The organism is Microvirga sp. (genome assembly GCF_014699075.1).
Classification (GTDB): domain Bacteria; phylum Pseudomonadota; class Alphaproteobacteria; order Rhizobiales; family Beijerinckiaceae; genus Microvirga.
Genome location: NZ_JACXAB010000013.1, coordinates 69054 through 90578, shown reverse-complemented (window position 1 = coordinate 90578; position 21525 = coordinate 69054). Strand labels below are relative to the sequence as shown.

Below are 21525 nucleotides of genomic sequence, written 5' to 3'. Positions count from 1 at the left end.
GGGAACATCCGCGCTGCGGTTTGAGAGAGCAGCAGCCGGTAGGATCACTCTAGGTCCGCCGTATCTCAATGCTTGACCGGCGGGGACAATCTCTTGACAGTTTTGGCCGTTGGCGCGTCAGCCCGGATGACCTTCTCCGCGCCAGGCGGTGGGAGTCCGGCCCGACCAGCGTCGGAAGGCGCGGGTGAAGGCGCTCGCCTCGGAATAGCCAAGCGCCGCCGCGATCTGCCCCAGAGGCACCTCGGTATCCTGCAGCAGTTGGCGAGCGATCTCGAAGCGGATTTCGTTCGTGATCGCCCTGTAGCCCATCCCGCTGCCTTTGAGGCGGCGGCTCAGGGTACGCCGGTGCATCGCCAGCACGTCGGCAATGTCGTCCGCTGAGCAATGCTTGCTCGTCAGCCGCGTGCGCAGCAGCCGCCGGATGTCGTCTGAAAGGACGGAACTCTGAGCGCCCTTCATCTGCTTGATCCGTTCCTCCAGCAGGGCCCGCACAACGGGATCGGCGCCGACGATCCGGCAGTTCAGATCATTGCTCGGAAAGACGATGACGGCCGTCTCCTGATTGAATCGAACGGGAGCCCGAAAGTGGCGCCGGTAGGGATCATGATCGGCCGGTGCGATCCGGGGCAGGAGCACCTCGGTCGGGGCCCAATCGGGACCACACAGGGCGCGCAAGGCGTTGACCGCCACGGCGAGGGATCCGTCCGAGATCTGATCCGCGCTCTCGGCCTTCGGCTGATAGATTGAGAAGGTGAACAGGGCCGTGTCGCCGATGATCGTCAGCGACGGCACCGACCCCCGGTTCTGGATGCTCAGGTTGCAGACAAGCGCCCGCATGGCATCGCCCACGGTCTCCGAGTGCTGCATCAGGCGACCGACCAAGCCCAGCGACAGGATTGTGCCTCGCTGGCCGACCAGCAGCCCGAAATGCGGGCAGCGGGTGTGGGCCACGCTCAGGGTGAGAAGCCGGCCCAGGGCCGCGTGCGGAATGACGTTCGCGCCGTCGTCGAGCAAGCGCGGGTCGAGTCCGGCCATACGGATGATTGGATCGGGATCAAGGCCGAACGCGCGCAGGGTCGGGGCGATCTCCTTGGCAACCCCCAGGTGAATGTAGCCGGGCGGCAGCGTCCGCCCGGAGCCCGCCAGGACGGTTGGCGGGCTTATTACGGAGATCTCTCGACCGATACTCGTGGACGGAGGCACAATGCTTTTGACCATCGTCACGGCCCCCTCGCCAAACTTTAAAGAGGCATTCGAAAGCTAAAGGCTATCGCACGACTGCACGGTGCGAAATCGCACGGCCGCAGCAATCGAACGCATCGCCGTGAATCAAGACTTCATCGGGCGCTGTGCAGCTTAACCACAGATTACGGCTAATTCACGGAGCTTGCCTCCCCAATGTCCTATCTGGTCAAGGGTCTGTCTCAAACCGTCAAGCCCGCCGGGGCACTCCGCGCAATGATGGTGAGTGCCGCGGGCACCGAAGCGGCGGGCTACGGAGGGAGTGGATGGGCCTGGATTGGCTGATCAGTGTTCTCGTCGCCGTCACCCTGATCGAGATGATGATCGCCACCGGTCTCGGCGTCCGGCTTGCGGACGTCACCCGTGTTGCCAGAAACAGGCCTCAACTCCTCGCTGCTGGCCTGACCAATTACGTGGCTGTCCCGGCAGCTGCCGTTGCCATGATCCTTCTCGTGGGTGCCGACCCGCCATCCGCCATCGGAATTCTCCTCCTCGCCGTATGCCCAGGGCCCCCCTATGGCCCTCCCCTCACCTCCTTCGCTGGCGGCACCACCGCAACCGCGGTTGGGCTGATGGTGATCCTTGCAGGCTCGTCAGTGGTCATGGCGCCGCTGCTTCTGTCCTTTCTTCTGCTGCTCACGACGGGATCGGCAGGCCCGCAGGTCCACGCTTTTGGGATGTTCAAAGCCATCGTGGTGACGCAACTTCTCCCGCTGTGTTGCGGGCTCGCCATCAGCCACCGACGGCCGGATCTGGCCAGGAGGTGGCTCGGTCCTGCAACCGCAGCCGGCAAGATCCTCAACGCGGTAACCCTGGCTCTCATCCTCACATCCCAATTCCCGAAGCTGCTGGATGTTCGACCCGGTGAAATCGTGGGCATGCTGGGGCTTCTGAGCTTCAGTCTCGCGGCCGGTTGGAGCGTCGGGGGCCGGTTGAGCGGGAACCGTAAAGCGATGGCGCTCACGACTTCGATCCGCAACGTCGGCCTTGGCCTGGTCATCGCGTCCAGCACCTTCGCCGGAACGCCGGCGGTCACAACGGTCGTAGTCTATGGCCTCCTGCAGCTGCTCGCAGCGTTCCTGCTCGCCTTGTGGTGGCGGCACCAAGCGGCCGAGGTGCAGTCGGACCATCAGGAGAGGGCGCGATGATGGGCCTCCACACAGTCATAGATGCCAATCGGAGAGGAGCACGACCATGAGCCGGCAAGATGTCATGAAGACAAGCAAGGCAGCAGACGATCATTCGGATGCCGCTGTTTCACCTATGAAGCGGAAGGAGTTCGAGAGTGAGCTGAGAAAGCTCCAGGTCGAGCTCGTGCGCCTGCAAACCTGGGCCAAGGCGACAGGCGCCAGGATCATCGTGATCTTCGAGGGGCGTGATACCGCCGGCAAGGGCGGCGTGATCAGCCGGATCACGCAACGGGTGAGCCCGCGGGTGTTCCGGCACGTCGCGCTGCCGGCACCCACCGAGCGCGAGAAGAGCCAGTTGTACATCCAGCGCTACATCGCCCACTTTCCGGCTGCCGGGGAGATCGTGCTGTTCGACCGCTCCTGGTACAACCGGGCCGGCGTCGAGAGGGTGATGGGCTTCTGCACGGGTGACGAGTACGAACGGTTCATGCGCCTGGTGCCGTCACTCGAGCAGGAGATCGTCGACAACGGCATCATCCTGCTCAAGTACTTCATCGATGTCAGCCAAGACGAGCAGCGCCATCGCTTCGCCGATCGGATCGACGATCCCATCAAGCATTGGAAGCTCAGCCCGATGGACACCGAGTCGGTGCGGCGATGGTGGGATTATACGCGAGCTTACCAGGACATGCTGCGCGTCACCGACACCTCAACCAGCCCGTGGTTCATCGTTCCGTCCGATGACAAGCGCCGGGCGCGCCTCAACCTGATCGCGCATATGCTCAGCCAAGTTCCGTACAAGAAGGTGAAAGTCGAACTGCCGAATGTGCCGAAAGCGGAGCCGCGACCGAAGGGCGCCGAGACTGGGCTGCCTTCGAGGAACATCGTGCCGGCAAGGTACTGATCCGTTTTCTCGGAGATGAGCTTGAGCCGGCAGCAGACTTGTTCATGGAAGGAATTCTCCCTGTGTAAAAACGCACTGTCCTAAACGGTCAAAGGCTTGTCCTCTTCAGTCAAGCACGTTTCCCGAACACACCTAGGATGATGCCAGATGTAAGATTCATTCTGCCTCACATCACGCTGGGGCGGAGGTGCCTCAGGTTTACGCGCCTCCGTTACTTGAGCAGGAGAACGCGCTCATGACTCGCTCCACCAAGGACGACGAGCTGTTTCCCGCATTGTCCGAACCAATGGGCCCTCCCCCGGGGGTGAATCGCCGGGCGTTCCTCATGCGCAACGCCGCCATCGGCGCGGCGGCCGTGATGACCGGGACGACATGGGCTCCGGAAACCCGGGCGCAGCAGGCCGCAACGGAGGCTGCCGCGCAGCAGGCCAAGAGGGAAGCCGCGGGCGGCGATGCCGGCCTCAAGATGAGTTCGGCCCTTTCCCCCGACCTCGACGTCGTCAAGACCTCGAAGGGCCCGGTCATGACGGTTGCGGACGAGTTCTACAAGGTCGGTCCAGGCCCCTCAAGCTCGCACACCATCGGGCCCATGCGCATCACGTACGACTTCTACCAGCGCTGTGAGAAGCTGCCGGCCGATCAACTGGCGCAGGCCACCGGCCTCAAGGTGCATCTGTTCGGCAGCTTGAGCGCGACCGGCAAGGGCCATGGCACAGAACGCGCCGCTCTCGCCGGCTTGGTCGGCAAGGAACCAGCGACCGTAGATCCGCGGTTCCTCGACGAAATGATCGCCAAGCCTGATCAAACCTATCCGGTGAGGCTGGGAAGCAAGTCGTTCAATCTGTCCCTGGCCGACATCGTGTACGACGCGCCGAAGGGCGATTTCCCGCATCCGAACACCATGACGGCGCGCCTCATGGCCGGCGACAAGGTTCTTTATGAGCAGGAATATTACTCTGTCGGCGGCGGATTTATCGAGTGGAAGGGCTACGAGCCGCCCAAGAAGGGAGCACCGAAATATCCCTACGCGACGATGAAGGAACTGCGTCAGCACGCGGAGTCCAACAATCTCTCGGTCGCCGATGTGGTCATGGCGAACGAGTTGTCGGTGTCCGGCAAGAACGAGGAGCAGATCAACGCCTTCCTGGACAAGATCGCGAACGCGATGATCGCCACGGTGAAGACCGGGCTGTCCTACAAGGACGACGTCTTGCCTGGGCCGATCAAGCTCCACTCCAAGGCAGCGACGGTCTTTGAGCGGGCGATGGATGACACCTACATGAGCGACCGCGCAATCGGACTTGTGTCCGCCTTTGCCCTGGCCGCCTCCGAGGAGAATGCCCGCGGCCACCTGGTGATCACCGCACCGACCGGCGGCTCGGCGGGGGTGATGCCGGCCGTCGTCTACGCCCTGACCCAAAGCGGCCGCGCGGTGCCGATGGACAAGATTCGGGAAGGCTTGCTGGCCGGCCTGGCAGTCGGCTACCTGTGCAAGCACAACGCCACTCTGGCCGCTGCGGAAGGCGGATGCCAAGCCGAGATCGGTGTCGCCGCCGCAATGGCGGCAGCCCTGATCACTCAGGTGCTGAACCAACCGCCGCGCGTGATCGAGAACGCGGCCGAGTCGGCTCTTGAGCATCACCTCGGCATGACCTGCGACCCTGTCGCAGGCTATGTGCAGGTTCCGTGCATCGAGCGCTGCGCCTTCGGGGCAGTGAAGGCCTGGGCGGCCGCCATGATCGCCACCAACGAGATTGCGAGCCGGCACCGGGTGGACCTCGACACCACGATCAAGACGCTTGCCGACACCGCGCGGGACATGAACCCGAAGTACAAGGAGACGAGCGAGGCGGGCCTCGCCCAGAACCTGACCCTCTGCTGAGCTCCTCTGTGGCCGCGCGTGAGCGGCCGGGGATACATCGAACGAAGATCCCATGAGCATCGTGGGAGGAGGTTGTCATGCCAGATGAAGCCATTGCTGCTCAGAGGTCTGCGGACAAGCCCAGTCAACAGCCTGGAAAGCTGGCGACAAAAGATCACTGGGCTGAAGCAGCCCCCACACCTGAAGCCACGGCTTCGGTGAACGAATGGGCAGGCTTCGCACCGGGGCGCTGGCAGAGCTCCGTCGACGTCCGTGACTTCATCCAGCGCAACGTCGCACCCTACGACGGGGACGAAGCCTTCCTGGTTGAACCGAGTGAGCGTACGCAGGCAGTCTGGGCGAAGCTACAACCCTACTTCAAGGAGGAAATCCGCAAGGGCGTCCTGGACGTCGATGCCAAAACGCCTTCCTCGATGACAGCCCACAAGCCCGGCTACATCGACCGGGACAACGAGGTGATCGTCGGGTTGCAGACCGATGCGCCGTTCCGCCGCGCCATCATGCCGTATGGCGGGCTGCGCATGGTCGAAGCCGGACTGAAGGCGGCAGGCTTCGAGCCTGATCCCATCGTGCACGAGGCCTTCACCAAGTACCGCAAGACCCACAACGACGGCGTATTCGACGCCTATACGCCGGAGATCATGGCGTGCCGGCGGAGCCATATCGTCACCGGCCTGCCCGACTCCTATGGCCGCGGCCGGATCATCGGCGACTATCGCCGGGTGGCCTTGTACGGCACGGACAAGTTGCTGGCGGCCAAACGCGCCGAGCGGGCACTGCTCGATGCCAAGTGGCCGACGGACGATGTCATCCGTGAGCGGGAGGAACTGGCCGAGCAGATGCGGGCACTGGCCGACCTCGCGGAGATGGCCAAGAACTATGGATCCGACATCACGCGGCCGGCGGCTGACGCCCGCGAAGCCGTGCAGTGGACCTATTTCGGCTATCTCGGAGCCATCAAGGAGGCCAATGGGGCGGCCATGTCCATCGGCCGCATCTCGTCCTTCCTCGACATCTACATCGAACGGGACCTGAGGAGCGGCGCTCTGGATGAAGCGGGCGCCCAGGAACTCATCGACCAGCTCGTCCAGAAGCTGCGCATCGTTCGCTTCCTGCGCACGCCCGACTACGATGCCTTGTTCTCGGGCGATCCCTACTGGGCCACCGAGTGCGTCGGCGGCATGGATCTGAACGGCCGTTCCCTGGTCACGCGGACGAGCTTCAGGACGCTGCACACGCTCACGAACCTGGGTCCGGCGCCAGAGCCCAACATAACGGTGCTCTGGTCGAGGCAATTGCCTGATGGCTTCAAGCGCTACTGCATCAAGGTCTCGGCCGAGACCTCGTCCATCCAGTATGAGAACGACGATCTGATGCGCCCCTATTGGGGCGACGATTACGGCATCGCCTGCTGCGTCTCGGCCATGCGGATCGGCAACCAGATGCAGTTCTTCGGGGCGCGGGTGAACCTCGCCAAGTGTCTCCTGTACGCAATCAACGGCGGGCGAGACGAGGTCAGCGGCGAGCAGATCGGCCCGGCGGTCTCTCCCGTATCCGGCGATGTCCTCGACTACGATGACGTCATGGCGAAGTTCGACACCATGATGGAGTGGCTGGCGCGAACTTACGTCCACGCCATGAACTGCATCCACTACATGCACGATAAGTATTACTACGAGCGTCTGGAGATGGCGCTGCACGACCAACAGATCCTGCGCACGATGGCCTTCGGCATTGCCGGCCTGTCGGTGGTCGCCGACAGCCTGTCAGCGATCAAGCACACGAAGGTCAAGCCGATCCGCCGCGATGACGGGTTGATCGTTGACTACGAAATCGAGGGTGGCTACCCGCAATACGGCAACAACGATGATCGTGTCGATACGATTGCGGCCGATCTCGTCTCCTCGTTCATGAAGAAGATCAGGAAGCATCAGACCTACCGTAATGCCGTTCACACGCAGTCGGTGCTGACCATCACGAGCAATGTCGTCTACGGCAAGCATACAGGCAATACGCCGGACGGCCGCAAGGCAGGCGAGCCGTTCGCTCCCGGCGCCAACCCGATGCACGGCCGCGACAGCCATGGATGGCTCGCTTCGTGCCTATCGGTCGCCAAGCTGCCCTATGCCGATGCACAGGACGGCATCAGCTACACCGTGTCGGTCTCACCGAGCCTCAATCGTCTCGATCAGGGCGAGAAGATCAAGCAGGCGGTGAAGGTGCTCGATACCTATTGCGGCCAGGGCGGGTTCCACATGAACCTCAACGTCTTCAACCGCGACACCCTGCTCGACGCGATGGAGCATCCGGACAAGTACCCGCAACTGACCATCCGGGTCTCGGGTTACGCAGTCAATTTCGTCCGGCTCACGCGGGAGCAGCAGATGGACGTGATTAGCCGCACATTCCATGGAGACGGGTGAGATCATGGCCGACGAGCCCTGGGCCCACAGCAGGTACGACCTGCAGCAAGCGCGCTCTCCGGACGCTCCGGAGACGGCCACGTTCAATGATCCCCGGGGTGAATTCGGGTGGATCCACTCGTACGAGACCGGATCCACTCTCGACGGCCCCGGAATCCGGGTCGTGGTGTTCATGAGCGGATGCCTGCTGCGATGCCTGTACTGCCACAACCCGGACACGTGGCATCTCAAGGACGGTACCCGGATCCCGTTCGAACGCGCCAGAACCGCGCTGGAGGCCTATGCGGCGCCGCTGCGGGCCATGGACGGAGGGCTGACGATCTCGGGCGGCGAACCGCTCGTCCAGATGCACTTCACCAAACGTCTCTTCACCGCCGCCAAGGGAATGGGCCTCCACACGGCTTTGGACACTTCGGGATTCCTCGGCGCGCGCGCCGACGACGAGTACATGCGTCAGGTTGATCTCGTGCTGCTCGACATCAAGTCCTGGGATCCGGAGACTTACCGCCGGGCGGTGGGGCAGGACATCCGTCCGACCATTCAGTTCGCCGAGCGACTGGAGGCTCTCGGCAAGCCGGTCTGGGTGCGGTTCGTGCTGGTTCCAGGCCTGACCGACGATCCTGCTAATGTGGAGGGCATCGCCCGGTTCGTCGCGCCGATGAAGAACGTGGAGTGGGTCGAGGTCCTCCCGTTCCATCAGATGGGCGCCTTCAAGTGGAAGGCCATGGGCCTGAATTACGAACTGTCCGACACCCTGTCCCCCTCACCTGATCTGGTGGCGCGGGTGATCGGACAGTTCCGTGAGGCCGGCTGCCGCACAAGATGAGAGGGGACCGATGCTCGATATCATTCGTACGCTGCTTGAAGCCTCTCCCCTGCTGGCGCTATTTCTCGCCATCGCCACCGGCTATGCGATAGGGCAGATCTCGATTGCCGGAGTCTCGTTCGGTGCGGGCGCCGTTCTCTTCACCGGGTTGATCATTGGCGCTATCGCACCGAAGGCAGCGCCCCCCGGGCCGGTGGGCACGCTCGGCCTTGTCATGTTCGTGTACGGTGTCGGCATCCAATACGGGCCGCAATTCTTCGCGAGCCTTAAGGGCCCCGGTCTCAAGTACATTGCCCTCTCCGCGCTTGGCGTGATCGCCTCGCTCCTCGTGGCGATGGCCCTTGCAGGCCCCCTCAACATCTCGATGGCGACGGCGGCCGGCTTGTTTGCCGGATCCGGCACGAGCACGCCGACCCTTCAGGCGGCGCTGGCTGCGGCGGGCAACCAGGATCCGGCGATCGGCTACTCGGTTTCCTATCCCTTCGGCGTCATCGGACCGATCGTCCTGATGACGATCATGGCAGCCTGGCTCAAACCCACATTCAAGGCTCCGACGCAGAACGTCCGGATCGCCGAGCTCACCCTTGAGGCGTCTGGCGAGGACCACACGGTTGAGGAAATATCCTCCGTCCTCCCATCTGACGTCAGGATCGTCGCGCTGCGCCAGCAGCATGTGAACGCGCCGCCCAGTCCCGGAACCGTCCTGCATGAGGGCGATGGATTGCTTCTGGTCGGCAGTCCAGTGAGCATCGAGCGGGCGAAGGCAGCCATGGGGCACGAGGATCCCGGGCGCATCAGCCGTGACCGTGCCAATTATGATGTCGTGCGCGCCTACGTTTCGAAGACAGCCTTCATCGGCAAGAATGTGCGCGAGATCCCGCTCCCCGATTTTCCTGTCGTGATCTCGCACATCCGCCGGGGCGACAGCGACATCGTGGCGTCATCCGACCTGACGCTCGAGTTCGGCGATCTGATCGTGGCGGCCGTTCCCAGCGACCGGAAGGCCGACGCCCAGCGTCACTTCGGCGACAGCATCAAGGGCAATGCCGAACTGTCGTTCGTCTCGATCGGCGTCGGGATTGCGCTGGGCCTCCTGCTCGGCATGGTCCCGGTTCCCCTGCCGGGCGGCGGCACCTTCAGTCTTGGCGTGGCTGGCGGGCCGCTTGTCATGGCGCTCATCCTGGGCTGGCTCGGCCGCACAGGATCGCTGGGCTGGAAGATCCCCGTGGTCGCCAACCTGGTCCTGCGCAATCTCGGCCTGTCGGTGTTCATCGGCTCGGTCGCCATCGGCGCGGGCAGCCCCTTCGTGCAGACCGTCGCCACGAACGGCATCCAGATCCTCCTCGGCGGTGCCGCCGTGCTGCTCACGCTGGTCCTGATCGTGCTCGTGGTCGGATATCTGTTGCGCATCCCCTTCGACGACCTGCTCGGCGTCTGCGCGGGCTCGACCGGCAATCCCGCTATCGTCGTTACGGCCGGACGTCTGGCGCCCACCGAGAGGACGGACATTGGCTATGCGATCTGTTTTCCCAGCATGACCATCGTCAAGATCATTGCCGTCCAGGTGCTCTTGAGCTGATGTTCGCCGAAGCGGTCAAAGTTATGATGCGATCTGTCAAAATGGTGCAGTCTTCCGTACGGGTTGCGATGTACATTCACGACCTGCGCTTGACGGCTCATCACCAATTGGTTCAAGTTCAAGCTCTTACGAGCAATAGCTTTCCGGAGTCGGTGCGATGATGCCGGTTCGTGCTGCGTTGCTTGGGAGCGTCGCGATCATCGCCAGCGGAGCACAGGGCGCCGATTTGCCGGCCAAGCCAGCCGCTCCTGTGGAGTATGTCCGTATCTGCTCCACGTACGGAACAGGCTTTTTCTACATCCCCGGCACGGAAACCTGCCTTCGGGTCAGTGGGCGTGTTCGCGCCGAGTACCTCTACCTCGAGCCTGATGACCGGGCTGATGATATGATCGGGTTCCGCGCCCGTGGTCGTTTGAACCTCGATACGCGTACCGCTACCGCCTATGGCCTCCTGCGCACCTATCTTCGCATGGAAATGACCCGCAACACCGGTGCGTATGGCGACAGCTCTACCAGCCCTAACATTGCGCAGGCCTTCATCCAGTTCGGGGGACTGACGGCCGGTCGCGCGGTTTCCTTTTTCACAAATCCGGACCTGCCGGCTCCGAACTTCGGCGATCTGCGCTTCGACGATCCTTCGAACGCTGAAGTGAACCTGCTGGCTTATACCTTCTCCTTCGGCAACGGCTTCTCAGCCACCCTGTCGCTGGAGGAAGGGCAGCGGGTTAATAACGATCTTGACTTTCCCCTCTTCGGGGTGGGCACTCCGCCGCCAGTCCTCGCTCCGATTGCCTTCACATATGGCGGCGAGCGCATTCCGGATGTGGTCGCCAATCTCCGCTACACTGGTACCTGGGGTGGTGCACAGATCTCCGGTGCGTTGCATCAGATCCGTGACGTGGCTTTTGGCCTCACCAGTGTCGACGGTGTGACAGTTCCTGTCATCAACCCGGTTACCGGCTTGCCGTATCCGGCGTATGCCGACACGGAGTATGGCTTCGCGATTGGTGCCCATGCTTATGCCAACCTGCCATTTCTCGGAACAGGGGATACGGGCTGGATCTCGGCGACCTATACGGATGGTGCCGTCGGTTACATCAATGCCGGTCAGGCCGGCTCAATCGGCAGTGCATTCATCGGCGCTGGCCCACTCCAGCTTCCCTTCGCGGACGCTTTCGTCGATCCCATAACGGGCGAGTTCGAGAACAACAAGGCTTACGGCATAGCTGGCGGCATCAATCACAACTGGACGCCGACGATCCAGACCAACGTCTTCGGATCCTGGATGCGTTTCGACGCGCCAGGGACTGCTCAATATGAGATACCAACGACCGCTGCGACAACAGCGGCTGGCATATCGGGAGCGACGACAGGGCTCGTTGACTTCAACGAGTACCGGGTCGGCGTCAACGCAATATGGACACCGGTGGAAGGCTTTCTCATCGGCGTCGAAGCGCTCTACATCAGGGTCGATCCACGCGGTCGTGTTGCCGTCCCCGTTACGGATGCGACCGGCGCGCCGACCGGCACCTTCCGATCAACCGGTTCGGAGGATGCCTGGGAAGGCCGACTGCGCATTCAACGCGACTTCTAATTTGAAGGCTTCGTTGCAGTCACTTGAGAGGATCACAGCAATCCCATCGGAATGGCCCACTTAGGCCGCAAGACCGAAGAATTCGTCCGAGCAGCAGATTTCGCCTGCTGCTTGCTGGTGTCGTCCATCTGTCGTGCTGGTTAACAAGTTGGCCCAGACGAGTGGCGCACGGAACCTTAGATTAAGTGACTGGAAAGACTTGATTTTCTTCAGCGTCCGTAATCTGTCAGCGAGTTCGATCCCCTCCGGCAGCACCAGCCGCCGCCACATGGCTCAAGATTTCGAAACTGTGACCTTGGGCTTCTCGCTTTTCTCACAGCTGAACGCCCTTCCTGTTCACGGTATACCTGCGGGTCCTGACCAAAGGCGCAGTTGTCTTTTTCCTTAAAGCCTTGCAATAATCCTACATTAGGAGAGGCTTTCGCCATTGAGACGAAGCCCTCCTGAAGAACATGACCGGAGGAGAACCTCCGGCTTGGACAAGGGGGATGAGGACCATGAAGGACTCGGCCATAGCGCCTGAGGTCGCCGATCCATATGCGACTCTCGAGAAAATCCTCAAAGTCATCGGCAGGTCTTGGCTGAGCGAAGAGTGGCGGCTTGAAGACATTCGCCTGCTCGCTCAGGAGACGCTTGCGAAACGAGGCAGCTTAGATGACGCAGAGCGCGCCAAGGCGATCATCCAAGCTCGGCTTCGCATGAGAACAAATTCAGAGGCGCCGGTTTCCGCGCCGCGCAACGAGGGCCTCCCGACCTGAAAGGATTGGTGGGTCAAGCCGATGAAGAGAGATGGCCATCCAGGGCACCACCTCATCAGCAAGCCCCATTCCTTTGAAGCTCTGCTTTTAGGTAGCCTTCATTGTAGCGCCTGTCCGGCTGCAAAGGTCAGTCGTGCTGCACATTGTCTGGAAGGGCAAAATTGCAACCAATCTGCTTTTAGTCCTGCCACTAATCTTTTAATAACTTCCCCAACGTTATTAATTTAGGCGAGACAAACAAACATAACAGTCTCGTCATGGGGTAAAATTCAATGGCATACGTGAATTTACTGTAGCGCTTCGTAGTACACATCGTGGCGCAGCAATCGCGCGCTCTCTGAGAAGTTTAAATCATTCTTCCCAGAGCAACTCGGCTTGCATCCTGCGCCAGTTCACGCGCGAGACATCGCATCTCACAATCTATTCTTAGAGCCTGTTGAAAATGCCTGCTGTCGAGACCTACAATTCTAATGGAAATTCTTACATTGACGCTCTTCTTGGCAACAGCAAGTGGGTGCCGAGCGACCTGACATACAGCTTCCCCTCCACTGCCGGTGCCTATGGCGCGATCTATGGAGACGGTGAGACGGCGAAGGGCTTCGGCTCCTTCAACGATACCCAGCAGGCGATCACGCGGTCGGCTTTGAAGCTGTTCTCATCCGTCAGCAACCTGACATTCCAGGAAGTGGCAGGAACGAGCGCATCGTCAGCCGATCTGCGCTTTGCCCAATCGGACGTGCCTGGAACCGCATGGGCATATTTCCCCGCGACGGATGCAACCGGCGGTGATGTCTGGGTCAACAACTCCAGCCGGAACTACGCAAGCCCCGCCAAAGGCAACTACGCCTATCTCACCATCGTGCATGAGATCGGCCACGCTCTCGGGCTTGAGCATTCCCACGAAGGCAACATGCCGGTTGATCGTGACAGCATGGAATACACGGTCATGAGCTACCGCTCGTATTCCGGCGCGTCGACCACCACCGGCTACATCAACGAGACCTGGGGCTATGCGCAGTCGCTGATGATGTATGACATCGCCGCGCTTCAGCATATCTACGGCGCGAATTATCAGACGAACAGCGGCAGCACGACGTATTCTTGGAGTTCGACCACGGGCGAGATGTTCGTCAACGGCGTCGGCCAGGGTGCACCCGGCGGCAACCAGATCCTTCTCACCGTTTGGGATGGCGGCGGCACGGACACGTACGACTTCGCCGACTACACGACGGCTTTGACAATTGATCTGCAGCCTGGCGCGTGGAGCATCACCTCGCAGGAGCAGCGCGCCAAGCTCCACTGGGATGGATCCAAGCTCGCTGCCGGCAACATCGCCAATGCGCTCCTGCATCAGGGCGATACGCGCGCCCTCAACGAGAATGCCTTTGGCGGCTCAGCCAACGACAGCATCAAGGGCAATGTCATCAACAACAGCTTGCGCGGTAATGGCGGGAACGACAAGCTTTATGGCCTGAACGGCAATGACGTGCTGATCGGCGGCAGCGGGAGTGACGTGCTGAGCGGGGGAACCGGCACGGATACTGCCAGCTACAGCACGGCGAAAGCCGGCGTGGTGGCCGATCTCGTGACACGGGCCAACAACCGTGGCGATGCGGCCAGCGACTCTTATTCCGGCATCGAGTGGCTTACGGGCAGTTCCAACAGCGACACTCTCCGCGGCAGCGGATCGGCCAACCAGATCAAGGGCGGCGCGGGGAACGACACGCTCTCCGGACGAAGCGGCAATAACATGCTGGATGGCGGCACAGGCAGCGACAAGCTTTATGGAGAGAGCGGAAAGGACCTGCTGATCGGCGGGAGCGGAGCGGATGTGTTCGTCTTCTCCTCGTCATCTCACTCGCGGATGTCCTCGGCCGATACCATCAAGGACTTCCGTCGCGGCTCCGACCATATCGATCTGCGGGGCATCGACGCCAACACGAAGATCGCAGGCAACCAGGCGTTCACCTTCATCGGGAAGAACGCCTTTCACGGACAAGCCGGAGAACTGCGCTTTGCCGACGGTGTGGCCGCGGGCGATACCAATGGAGACAAAATTGCCGACTTCGGCATCGACGTCGCCGGACTTTCGGCACTCTCCAAAGGCGACTTCTATCTCTGACGAGACTTCGATACGAAGTATCGAGACGTCTGCAAGATTGTTCAAGGGCTCAGCCTATTGGCTGAGCCCAAACGCACAGAAACTCTCTGTTAACCATCTGGACAAGCCTCAAGCTTAGGCATAATCCCGACTGAAACATCTTTCCGCCCTTGGGAAAGCACGATGGATCGTCCGGGAAAACGCCACCCTGCCAATGACACTTTGGCCTATCTGATGAACCTGATCGGCCTTGCCTTCAGCATCAGCTGCCTTTGGATCGTCGCCTCCGCGGCTAAGATGTGATGCGGTTTGGCTCCCGCTGCTTCAGCGGGAGCGGAATTCCTTGGCTGCATCGGCGGCCTGATAGCCCCAATACGTGAGTTGAGCCGCGGCACGCCCCAGAGGGCCGCCATTCCACGCAAGACCGAAAGGCGCGAAGAGACGATAGCGGTCGCTCTCGCCGGTTATGCCTTCCGCAATCACCGTGCCGCCGCTGGCGGTGGTGTTCATGCCGTGGCCGCCGAAGGCCGTACAATGCCAGACACCCGGCATGAGCTGTCCAATCTGAGGCATCAGGTGCCGGGCGTAGGACATGAGCCCCGACCAGGCGATCTCGACCTTGAGAGCGGCAAGTTGCGGATAGGTCGTCACCATTTCACGCCGCAGCAGGGCTGCGATATCGCGCGGGTTCGTCGTACGCGTGGTGATGCGCCCGCCCCAGAGAATGCGGCTGGCGTCATCGACGAGGCGGTAATAGTCCCCGGCCCGGCGATCATCGAGGATCGCAGCGCGTGTACGGATCGCGCTTCGCACCCGTTCAGGCGCATGCTCCGTCAGCATGACGTATGTGGCAATCGGCAGGAAGGCGCGGCTCAGGGCAGGGAGCACGGCGCCCGTATAGCCACCGGTCGTGAACACCACATGCCCGGCTGAGATCTCGGCATCCTTCGTCCGAACAATCTTCCCGGCACCCTCCAGATCGGCGGAGATGACCTGTGAGTTCTCGTGGATCGAGGCGCCCAGGCGCGCTGCTTCGCGGGCAAGCGCGCGCCCGTAGTTCAGGGGATGGAAATGAAACGCACCCTCGTCGAGGATTGCTTCGTGGTACTTCGGTGAAACAAAGAGGCCTCTCACCTCGTCCCGGCCCAAGTGGCGCAGGTTCAGTCCAAACTCACGCCGCTGGCTCTCGCACCCCGCCTGCAGAGCGCCGTGCGAGTCGTAACGCAGCGCCTTTGCGATGCCGGAAACGGGCACTGCATCCTCGATGCCGAGTTCGTCGATATTCTGGCGGATGATCTCGACGCCTTCCATCGACAGGCGGAAGAGCTCTTTCGCCTGGTCTTTTCCCACCCGCCGCTCGATCGCCGACAGCCCTGTGGCATAGCCCGCCGAGACGAAACCGCCGTTGCGCCCCGAGGCGCCCCATGCCACGCGCTGCGCCTCGAGCAGTACAACCCTGCGCCCGCTGCGGGCGAGCTTCAGCGCGGCGGTCAGACCCGCGAGCCCGCCGCCCACAATGCAGACATCCGCCTCGATCCGACCGGTCGCGGCAGGGTAGACCTCCGACGTTGCGACGGTCCGGCTGTAATAGGTGTCGATATAGGCGGATGACATGCGAGCAGGCTAGAGCGTCATCTCAGTGGAGGCGAGAAAGATCTGCACGAGCCTCTCGCAGCCCTCGCGGTCCTCATCATCGAAGCGGTTCGGGTTGGGACTGTCGAGATCGAGCACGCCAAGAACGCGTCCATCCTTGATGAGCGGCACGACCAGTTCCGACCGGGAGGCGCTGTCGCAGGCGATGTGCCCGGGAAAGGCATGGACATCCGGCACCACGACTGACTCCTGGCGCTCGACGGCCGTGCCGCAGACCCCGCGCCCAACCGCGATGCGCACGCAGGCCGTCTTGCCCTGGAAGGGGCCGAGCACGAGCTCGCCTCTACGCATGAAGTAGAACCCGGCCCAGTTCAAATCGGGCAGGAACTGAAAGATCAGCGCGGACATGTTGGCCGCGTTGGCGATCATGTCCCGCTCGCCCTCCAGGAGACCGGTGAGCTGCTGGGAAAGCGAGGCATAGAAGTCCCGCTTGTTGTCGGAGACAGGGATATCTTTGACTTCAAACATGCGGTTTCCTTATGAGCCTGCAGACTGGTTGTCCAGACCGGCCTATTCGGCCGCCATATCGGGCTGGTGAGCCCTGGTGAAATCGAGGCCCTGGTGGTCGCAGAGGCGGCGATAGAGGCCGCCCTTGCGGTAGAGGCTGTGGTGATCCCCCTCCTCCACGATGCGACCCCTGTCGAACACGAGAATACGGTCAAGCGCCCGCACCGTCGAGAGGCGGTGGGCGATCACGATGGAGGTGCGGCCCACCATGAGCCGCTCCATGGCCTGCTGGATCAGCACCTCCGATTCAGAGTCGAGGGCGGAGGTCGCCTCGTCCAGGATCAGGATGGGTGCATCGGCCAGGAACGCACGGGCGATGGCCACGCGCTGGCGCTCGCCGCCCGAGAGCTTCACCCCGCGCTCACCCACCAGCGTGGAATAGCCCTTCGGCAGGCTCATGATGAAGTCATGGGCATTGGCGAGCCGCGCCGCCCGCTCGATCTCCGCCATGCGGGCTCCGGGACGGGCATAGGCAATGTTCTCAGCCAACGTGCGGTGGAACAGGATTGGCTCCTGCTGCACGATGGCGATCTGCGCGCGCAAGGACGCCTGCTGTGTGTCGGCGATGCTCTGGCCGTCGATGCGGATCTCGCCACCCGTCACATCGTAGAGACGCTGGATGAGCTTGACGAGGGTCGTCTTGCCCGAGCCCGAGGGGCCCACGAGGCCGACGCGCTCGCCGGCGCGGACGGTCAGAGACAGGTCTTGATAGAGCGGCGTGTCATGTCCGGCATAGTGGAAGGTAACCTGATCAAATGTGACCTCTCCGCGGTCGATGCGGATCGGCTTCGCGCCGGCACGATCCGGCACGCCTATGCGCTCCCGGTGGATCTCGATGAGCTCCTCCATGTCGTTCACTGAGCGGCGCAGGTTGTTGATGTGCATGCCGATGTCGCGCAGGTAGCCGTGGATCACGAAATAGGTCGTGAGCACATAGGCGAGATCGCCTGGCGTCGCACGGTTGTCCCACCATAGCCAGATGGCCGTGCCGATGATCGCCGCGCGGATGCCGAGCAGCGCGATGAACTGCACGGTGCCGCTGTTGGTGCCACGCTGCCAGAGGCGGCTCGTGCGCTTCTGCCACTTGTTCAGCACCCAGGTGAGGCGGGCATCCTCGCGCGCCTCCGCACCGAAGGCCTTGACCACAGGATTGCAGCTCAAGGCATCAGCCAATGTGCCGCCGACGCGCGTGTCCCATGCATTGGCAAGCCGCGCCGCCGGCGCGACATAGCGGGTCGAGAGCAGAGCTGTCATGACAATGTAGATCAGTGCGCTCGCGCCGATGACGACGCCCATGACAGGCCAGCGCAGCCCGAGCACGATCATCGACCCGGCAAGCACCGTCAGTGAAGGCAGCAATGCGAGCAGGAGCGTGTCATGCATCAGGTCGAGCGCCCACATCCCACGTGTGATCTTGCGCACGGTGGAGCCGGCGAAGGAATTGGCGTGCCAGTCGGTGGAGAAGCGCTGCACGCGCGCGAAGGCATCCTGCGCCACGCGGCCCATGACGCGCAGGGTCAGCTCCACGATGCCGTAGAACGCAAGGTGGCGCATGACGATCATGAGCAGGCCGAGCCCGGTCATGAACGCGAACGCCATGAGGGCTGCATGCAGGGCAGCTTCGCGGTTGTCAGCGCCTGTGGCGATGGCATCGACGAGCCGGCCGGCGAAGACCGGCATGAACACGTCGGCCAGGGTCGAGACCATCATGGTCACGACGATCAACGCCACGTAGCGCGGCTCCGCGCGCCAGTGGCGGAACGTGAATCTCAGGACGTCGCGGGTCGCATCCCCGCCCTTCTTCTGCTGGTTCATAGCAACGAACAGGTGACGCTCGGGGCGCACACCTCTCCCGGAATTTCGAGGAGCGACAGCAGGAACGGCGGCTCACCGCGTTCGACGTCGCTCGATGGTCAAGGATATGGGAATCTTGATAAGGTTTGCCGGGCCTTGGAGCCCCGCCTGGTCCAGCCTAGGATTTCGGGCGGGACGCGGGAGGAACGTTCAGCAAGCACACAAAAGCCATGCAGTCCTCCCTCTCTGGAATTAATACCTTGATGCAAAGTAGTGTAGTTCGTTCAACTTGGCAACCGCACTTTTGTTTCACCATGTTCTGGGATTCACACAACTTCGAGCGGCCGATGCGGTTCGGACGGTAGTTCCACCCGGATGGGATCTCCGGGTCGGACCTCCCCGCCCTCGAGCACAATCGCCATAACGCCGGATTTGCGAATGACGTTGCCCTGCTGGTCCTTGCCCAGCACAGCCTTCATGAGCCCCTTTTGAAACCTGTCGATCTGGACGCAAGGATTGCGCAGGCCCGTGACCTCGATGACGGCGCTTTTGCCAAGCAGCAACCGCGCTCCGGCCGGCAGGCTCAGAAGATCGATGCCGCGGGTCGTGACGTTCTCGCCCATCGCGCCAGCCGCAACGGCAAAGCCTTTGCCCGCGAGTTCGTCGAGAAGCTCCCCATGGATGAGATGAACCTGCCGCAGGTTCGGCTGAGTAGGGTCCTTCGCCACGCGTGAGCGGTGCTTGACCGTGGTGCCGAGATGAGCGTCACCCTCGACGCCGAGGCCTGCCAGTAGCAGGATGGAATCCTGATTGGGCTTGCTGAAGCTGTGGCTTGAACTGCGGCTCACGGCTGTAACGATTGCATTCATGAGTGCCCCACTTCCCTGCGCTTCCCTGCCTTGTAGCGTCAGAGAACCGTGAGATCCACCGTCTCGAAGCCACGTTCGGCGAGGCGTTGCGACAGCACGGTGCGATGGCAGTTCGCAGGGTCCCGCTCGAAGCACAGGAGGCAGATCGGCTGGACGCTGGCCAATGCTTCCAGTTCGCGGAAAGCCTCTTGCGCCGGCTCGGTCGCGAGAACTTCATCGCAATAGATCCGGCGCATGAGATCGCCGTCACCCGCGCGTGCCGCCTGGCGGCCTTCCTTGGGTGTTCCGAGCTTGATGAAGTGCTCGTAGCCGATGCCCTGATGGGCCAGGGCATCACGCAAGGCGGATTTCGAGAACCCGCGTTTGCGGGAGAGCGCGACGGCGCGCACGTCGGCGAGCGTCGTGACGCCCGCATCTTTCAATGTGGCGAGGAAGCGGTCGACGTCCGCTCCCTCGTATCCGATGGTGAAAACCTGTGGCTTTGCCATACCCCAAGGTTACATGGACGGCGTCGGCCGCTGCGACGCCTGCGGCTGGGCGTAGGGCCGCATAGCTTCGGGCGTGCGGAAGTCTCGCGGCACCTCGAAGTCCTTTGCCGCGCCATGGCTCTGCTGGATCCCGCCGGGATACCCCGTGCGATCCGAATAGTCCTGCATCGGCGGCAACGGCGTCGGGCTCTCGCGGCTCAGCGTCTGGGCGCAGTAAACGTCGAGCGCCGTTACGCCGGCCACTGCCGCCATGGCGATGCCGACATTGCCCTTCTTCGGGTTCCTACCCTCAAGCGCGGTCGCCAGCGTCGCCAGATCGAGCCCGTCGCCTGCCACACGCCCCCAGATCCACGGTGTCGGATCCTTGGAGGCCAGGATGCCGATGCCGGTTGCGATCTCGCGCACGCCGTAGCCCGCGATCAGGCCCTCTTGCCCTTTCATGCCGAGCGCCCGCGCAAGGGCGCGCGGCGCCACGACCTCGGCGATGCCGAGAGCAATGGAGAAGATCCCGAGGCCGCGGGCCAGGGTGTCGGTGGCCGTATCGGCATGGCCACGACGGCGTGTTCTTTCGGTTTCGTAGCGCATGATCTCACCTATCAGGGTTTGAGAACGACCTTGATGCAGCCGTCCTGTTTGTCACGGAAGACTTTGTACATGTCGGGTCCCTGATCGAGGGGCACCGTGTGGGTGATGACGAAGGACGGGTCGATCTGCCCCTCCTCGATGCGGCGCAGGAGATCGTCGGTCCAACGGTTCACGTGCGTCTGGCCGGTGCGGATGGTGAGACCCTTGTTCATGATCGCGCCGAACGGAATCTTGTCGAGAAGGCCGCCATAGACCCCGGGAATCGACAACGTGCCGGCCGGGCGGCAGACATAAGCCATCTCGCGCAGCACGTGCGGACGGTCCGTCTCCATCATGGTCGCCTGCTTCACGCGATCATACATGGCATCGACCGTGCCGGCCGCATGCGCCTCCATGCCGACGGAATCGATGCACTTCTCAGGGCCTTTGCCATTGGTGAGTTCGTTGAGGCGCTCGATCACGCTCTCTTCGTCGAAGTTGATGGTGATGGCGCCGCCGGCCCTGGCCATGTCCAGACGCTCGGGAACACGATCGATGGCGATCACCTGCTTCGCGCCGAGCAGGATGGCACTGCGGATCGCCATCTGGCCGACAGGGCCAGCACCCCAGATCGCCACCGTATCGGTCGGCTCGATGTCGCACTGGACGGCCGCCTGCCAACCGGTCGGGAAGATGTCGCCGAGAAACAGCACCTGCTCGTCGGTGAGCCCGTTCGGGATCTTTACATGCGTCTTGTCAGCGAAGGGAACACGGACATATTCGGCCTGCCCGCCCGGATACCCGCCGGTGAGATGAGTATAGCCGAAAAGGCCGGCTGTCGTGTGGCCAAAGGCCTTGGCTGCGATATGGCCGTTGCGGTTCGTCCGCTCGCAGACAGAAAAGTTGCCGCGCTTGCACTGGTCGCACTCGCCGCAGATGATGGTGAAGGGCACAACCACACGATCGCCGACCTTCAAAGCTCCCTTGGCGTCGGTCCCAACATCGACCACCTCGCCCATGAACTCGTGTCCAACGATGTCACCGTTCTTCATGCCTGGCATGAAATGGTTGTAGAGGTGGAGATCCGAGCCGCAGATGGCGCAGCTCGTCACCTTGATGATCGCGTCGCGCGGATGCTCGATCTGCGGATCAGGAACCGTATCGCAGCGGATATCGGTGGTGCCATGCCAAACAAGCGCCTTCATCGACGT

At 62.2% G+C, this 21525-nt stretch carries 17 protein-coding genes; 9 read left to right on the top strand and 8 right to left on the bottom strand.

The window, feature by feature from the left end:
• Positions 1-117: 117 nt before the first annotated feature.
• Entirely contained in the window at positions 118-1218 is a 1101-nt protein-coding gene (locus tag IC232_RS18030; RefSeq protein WP_190846366.1) for an AraC family transcriptional regulator, read from the bottom strand.
• A 290-nt stretch (positions 1219-1508) separates the two neighbouring features.
• Between IC232_RS18030 and IC232_RS18025 the strand changes: the two genes are divergently transcribed.
• The 9 genes from IC232_RS18025 to IC232_RS17985 all read left to right on the top strand — a co-directional run bounded on the left by IC232_RS18025 (position 1509) and on the right by IC232_RS17985 (position 14460).
• Positions 1509-2390 carry a bile acid:sodium symporter family protein gene (locus tag IC232_RS18025; protein WP_190846365.1) on the top strand — a complete coding sequence of 294 codons (882 nt, stop codon included), beginning with the start codon at positions 1509-1511 and terminating at the stop codon, positions 2388-2390.
• A gap of 46 nt (positions 2391-2436) precedes the next feature.
• Positions 2437-3276 carry a polyphosphate kinase 2 gene (gene ppk2 / locus IC232_RS18020; protein WP_190846364.1) on the top strand — a complete coding sequence of 280 codons (840 nt, stop codon included), beginning with the start codon at positions 2437-2439 and terminating at the stop codon, positions 3274-3276.
• Positions 3277-3511: 235 nt separating this feature from the next.
• A complete protein-coding gene (locus tag IC232_RS18015; RefSeq protein WP_190846363.1) occupies positions 3512-5158 on the top strand; it encodes an L-serine ammonia-lyase in 1647 nt (548 codons plus the stop codon).
• 77 nt (positions 5159-5235) lie between these two features.
• Positions 5236-7581 (top strand): formate C-acetyltransferase, encoded by a 2346-nt coding sequence (gene pflB, locus IC232_RS18010; protein ID WP_210335409.1) that lies wholly within the window; start codon positions 5236-5238, stop codon positions 7579-7581.
• 4 nt (positions 7582-7585) lie between these two features.
• Complete coding sequence (gene pflA, locus IC232_RS18005) at positions 7586-8407, top strand: pyruvate formate-lyase-activating protein (protein WP_190846362.1); 822 nt, start codon at positions 7586-7588, stop codon at positions 8405-8407.
• A gap of 10 nt (positions 8408-8417) precedes the next feature.
• Complete coding sequence (locus tag IC232_RS18000; protein WP_190846361.1) at positions 8418-9986, top strand: aspartate:alanine exchanger family transporter; 1569 nt, start codon at positions 8418-8420, stop codon at positions 9984-9986.
• A gap of 157 nt (positions 9987-10143) precedes the next feature.
• Entirely contained in the window at positions 10144-11580 is a 1437-nt protein-coding gene (locus tag IC232_RS17995) for a porin (RefSeq protein ID WP_190846360.1), read from the top strand.
• Between the two features lie 497 nt (positions 11581-12077).
• On the top strand, positions 12078-12338 hold the full coding sequence (locus IC232_RS17990) for a hypothetical protein (protein WP_190846359.1): 261 nt from the start codon (positions 12078-12080) through the stop codon (positions 12336-12338).
• 442 nt (positions 12339-12780) lie between these two features.
• The gene (locus IC232_RS17985) at positions 12781-14460 is read left to right on the top strand and encodes a M10 family metallopeptidase (protein ID WP_190846358.1); all 1680 of its coding nucleotides are present in this window, start codon (positions 12781-12783) and stop codon (positions 14458-14460) included.
• A 303-nt stretch (positions 14461-14763) separates the two neighbouring features.
• Here the strand turns inward: IC232_RS17985 and IC232_RS17980 are convergent, their stop codons facing one another.
• The 7 genes from IC232_RS17980 to IC232_RS17950 all read right to left on the bottom strand — a co-directional run bounded on the left by IC232_RS17980 (position 14764) and on the right by IC232_RS17950 (position 21519).
• Complete coding sequence (locus IC232_RS17980) at positions 14764-16053, bottom strand: NAD(P)/FAD-dependent oxidoreductase (protein WP_190846357.1); 1290 nt, start codon at positions 16051-16053, stop codon at positions 14764-14766.
• A gap of 9 nt (positions 16054-16062) precedes the next feature.
• A complete protein-coding gene (locus IC232_RS17975) occupies positions 16063-16560 on the bottom strand; it encodes a GAF domain-containing protein (protein ID WP_190846356.1) in 498 nt (165 codons plus the stop codon).
• Positions 16561-16602: 42 nt separating this feature from the next.
• Positions 16603-18414 (bottom strand): ABC transporter ATP-binding protein, encoded by a 1812-nt coding sequence (locus IC232_RS17970; protein WP_190846385.1) that lies wholly within the window; start codon positions 18412-18414, stop codon positions 16603-16605.
• Positions 18415-18719: 305 nt separating this feature from the next.
• Positions 18720-19262, bottom strand: a complete 543-nt coding sequence (locus IC232_RS17965) for an MOSC domain-containing protein (protein ID WP_190846355.1) — start codon at positions 19260-19262, stop codon at positions 18720-18722.
• Positions 19263-19300: 38 nt separating this feature from the next.
• Entirely contained in the window at positions 19301-19750 is a 450-nt protein-coding gene (locus tag IC232_RS17960; RefSeq protein WP_190846354.1) for a DUF488 family protein, read from the bottom strand.
• Between the two features lie 9 nt (positions 19751-19759).
• Positions 19760-20335 carry a cyclase dehydrase gene (locus IC232_RS17955; RefSeq protein WP_190846353.1) on the bottom strand — a complete coding sequence of 192 codons (576 nt, stop codon included), beginning with the start codon at positions 20333-20335 and terminating at the stop codon, positions 19760-19762.
• An 11-nt stretch (positions 20336-20346) separates the two neighbouring features.
• Positions 20347-21519, bottom strand: coding sequence for a zinc-dependent alcohol dehydrogenase (locus IC232_RS17950; RefSeq protein ID WP_190846352.1), 1173 nt, complete (start codon positions 21517-21519; stop codon positions 20347-20349).
• Between the last annotated feature and the right edge of the window lie 6 nt (positions 21520-21525).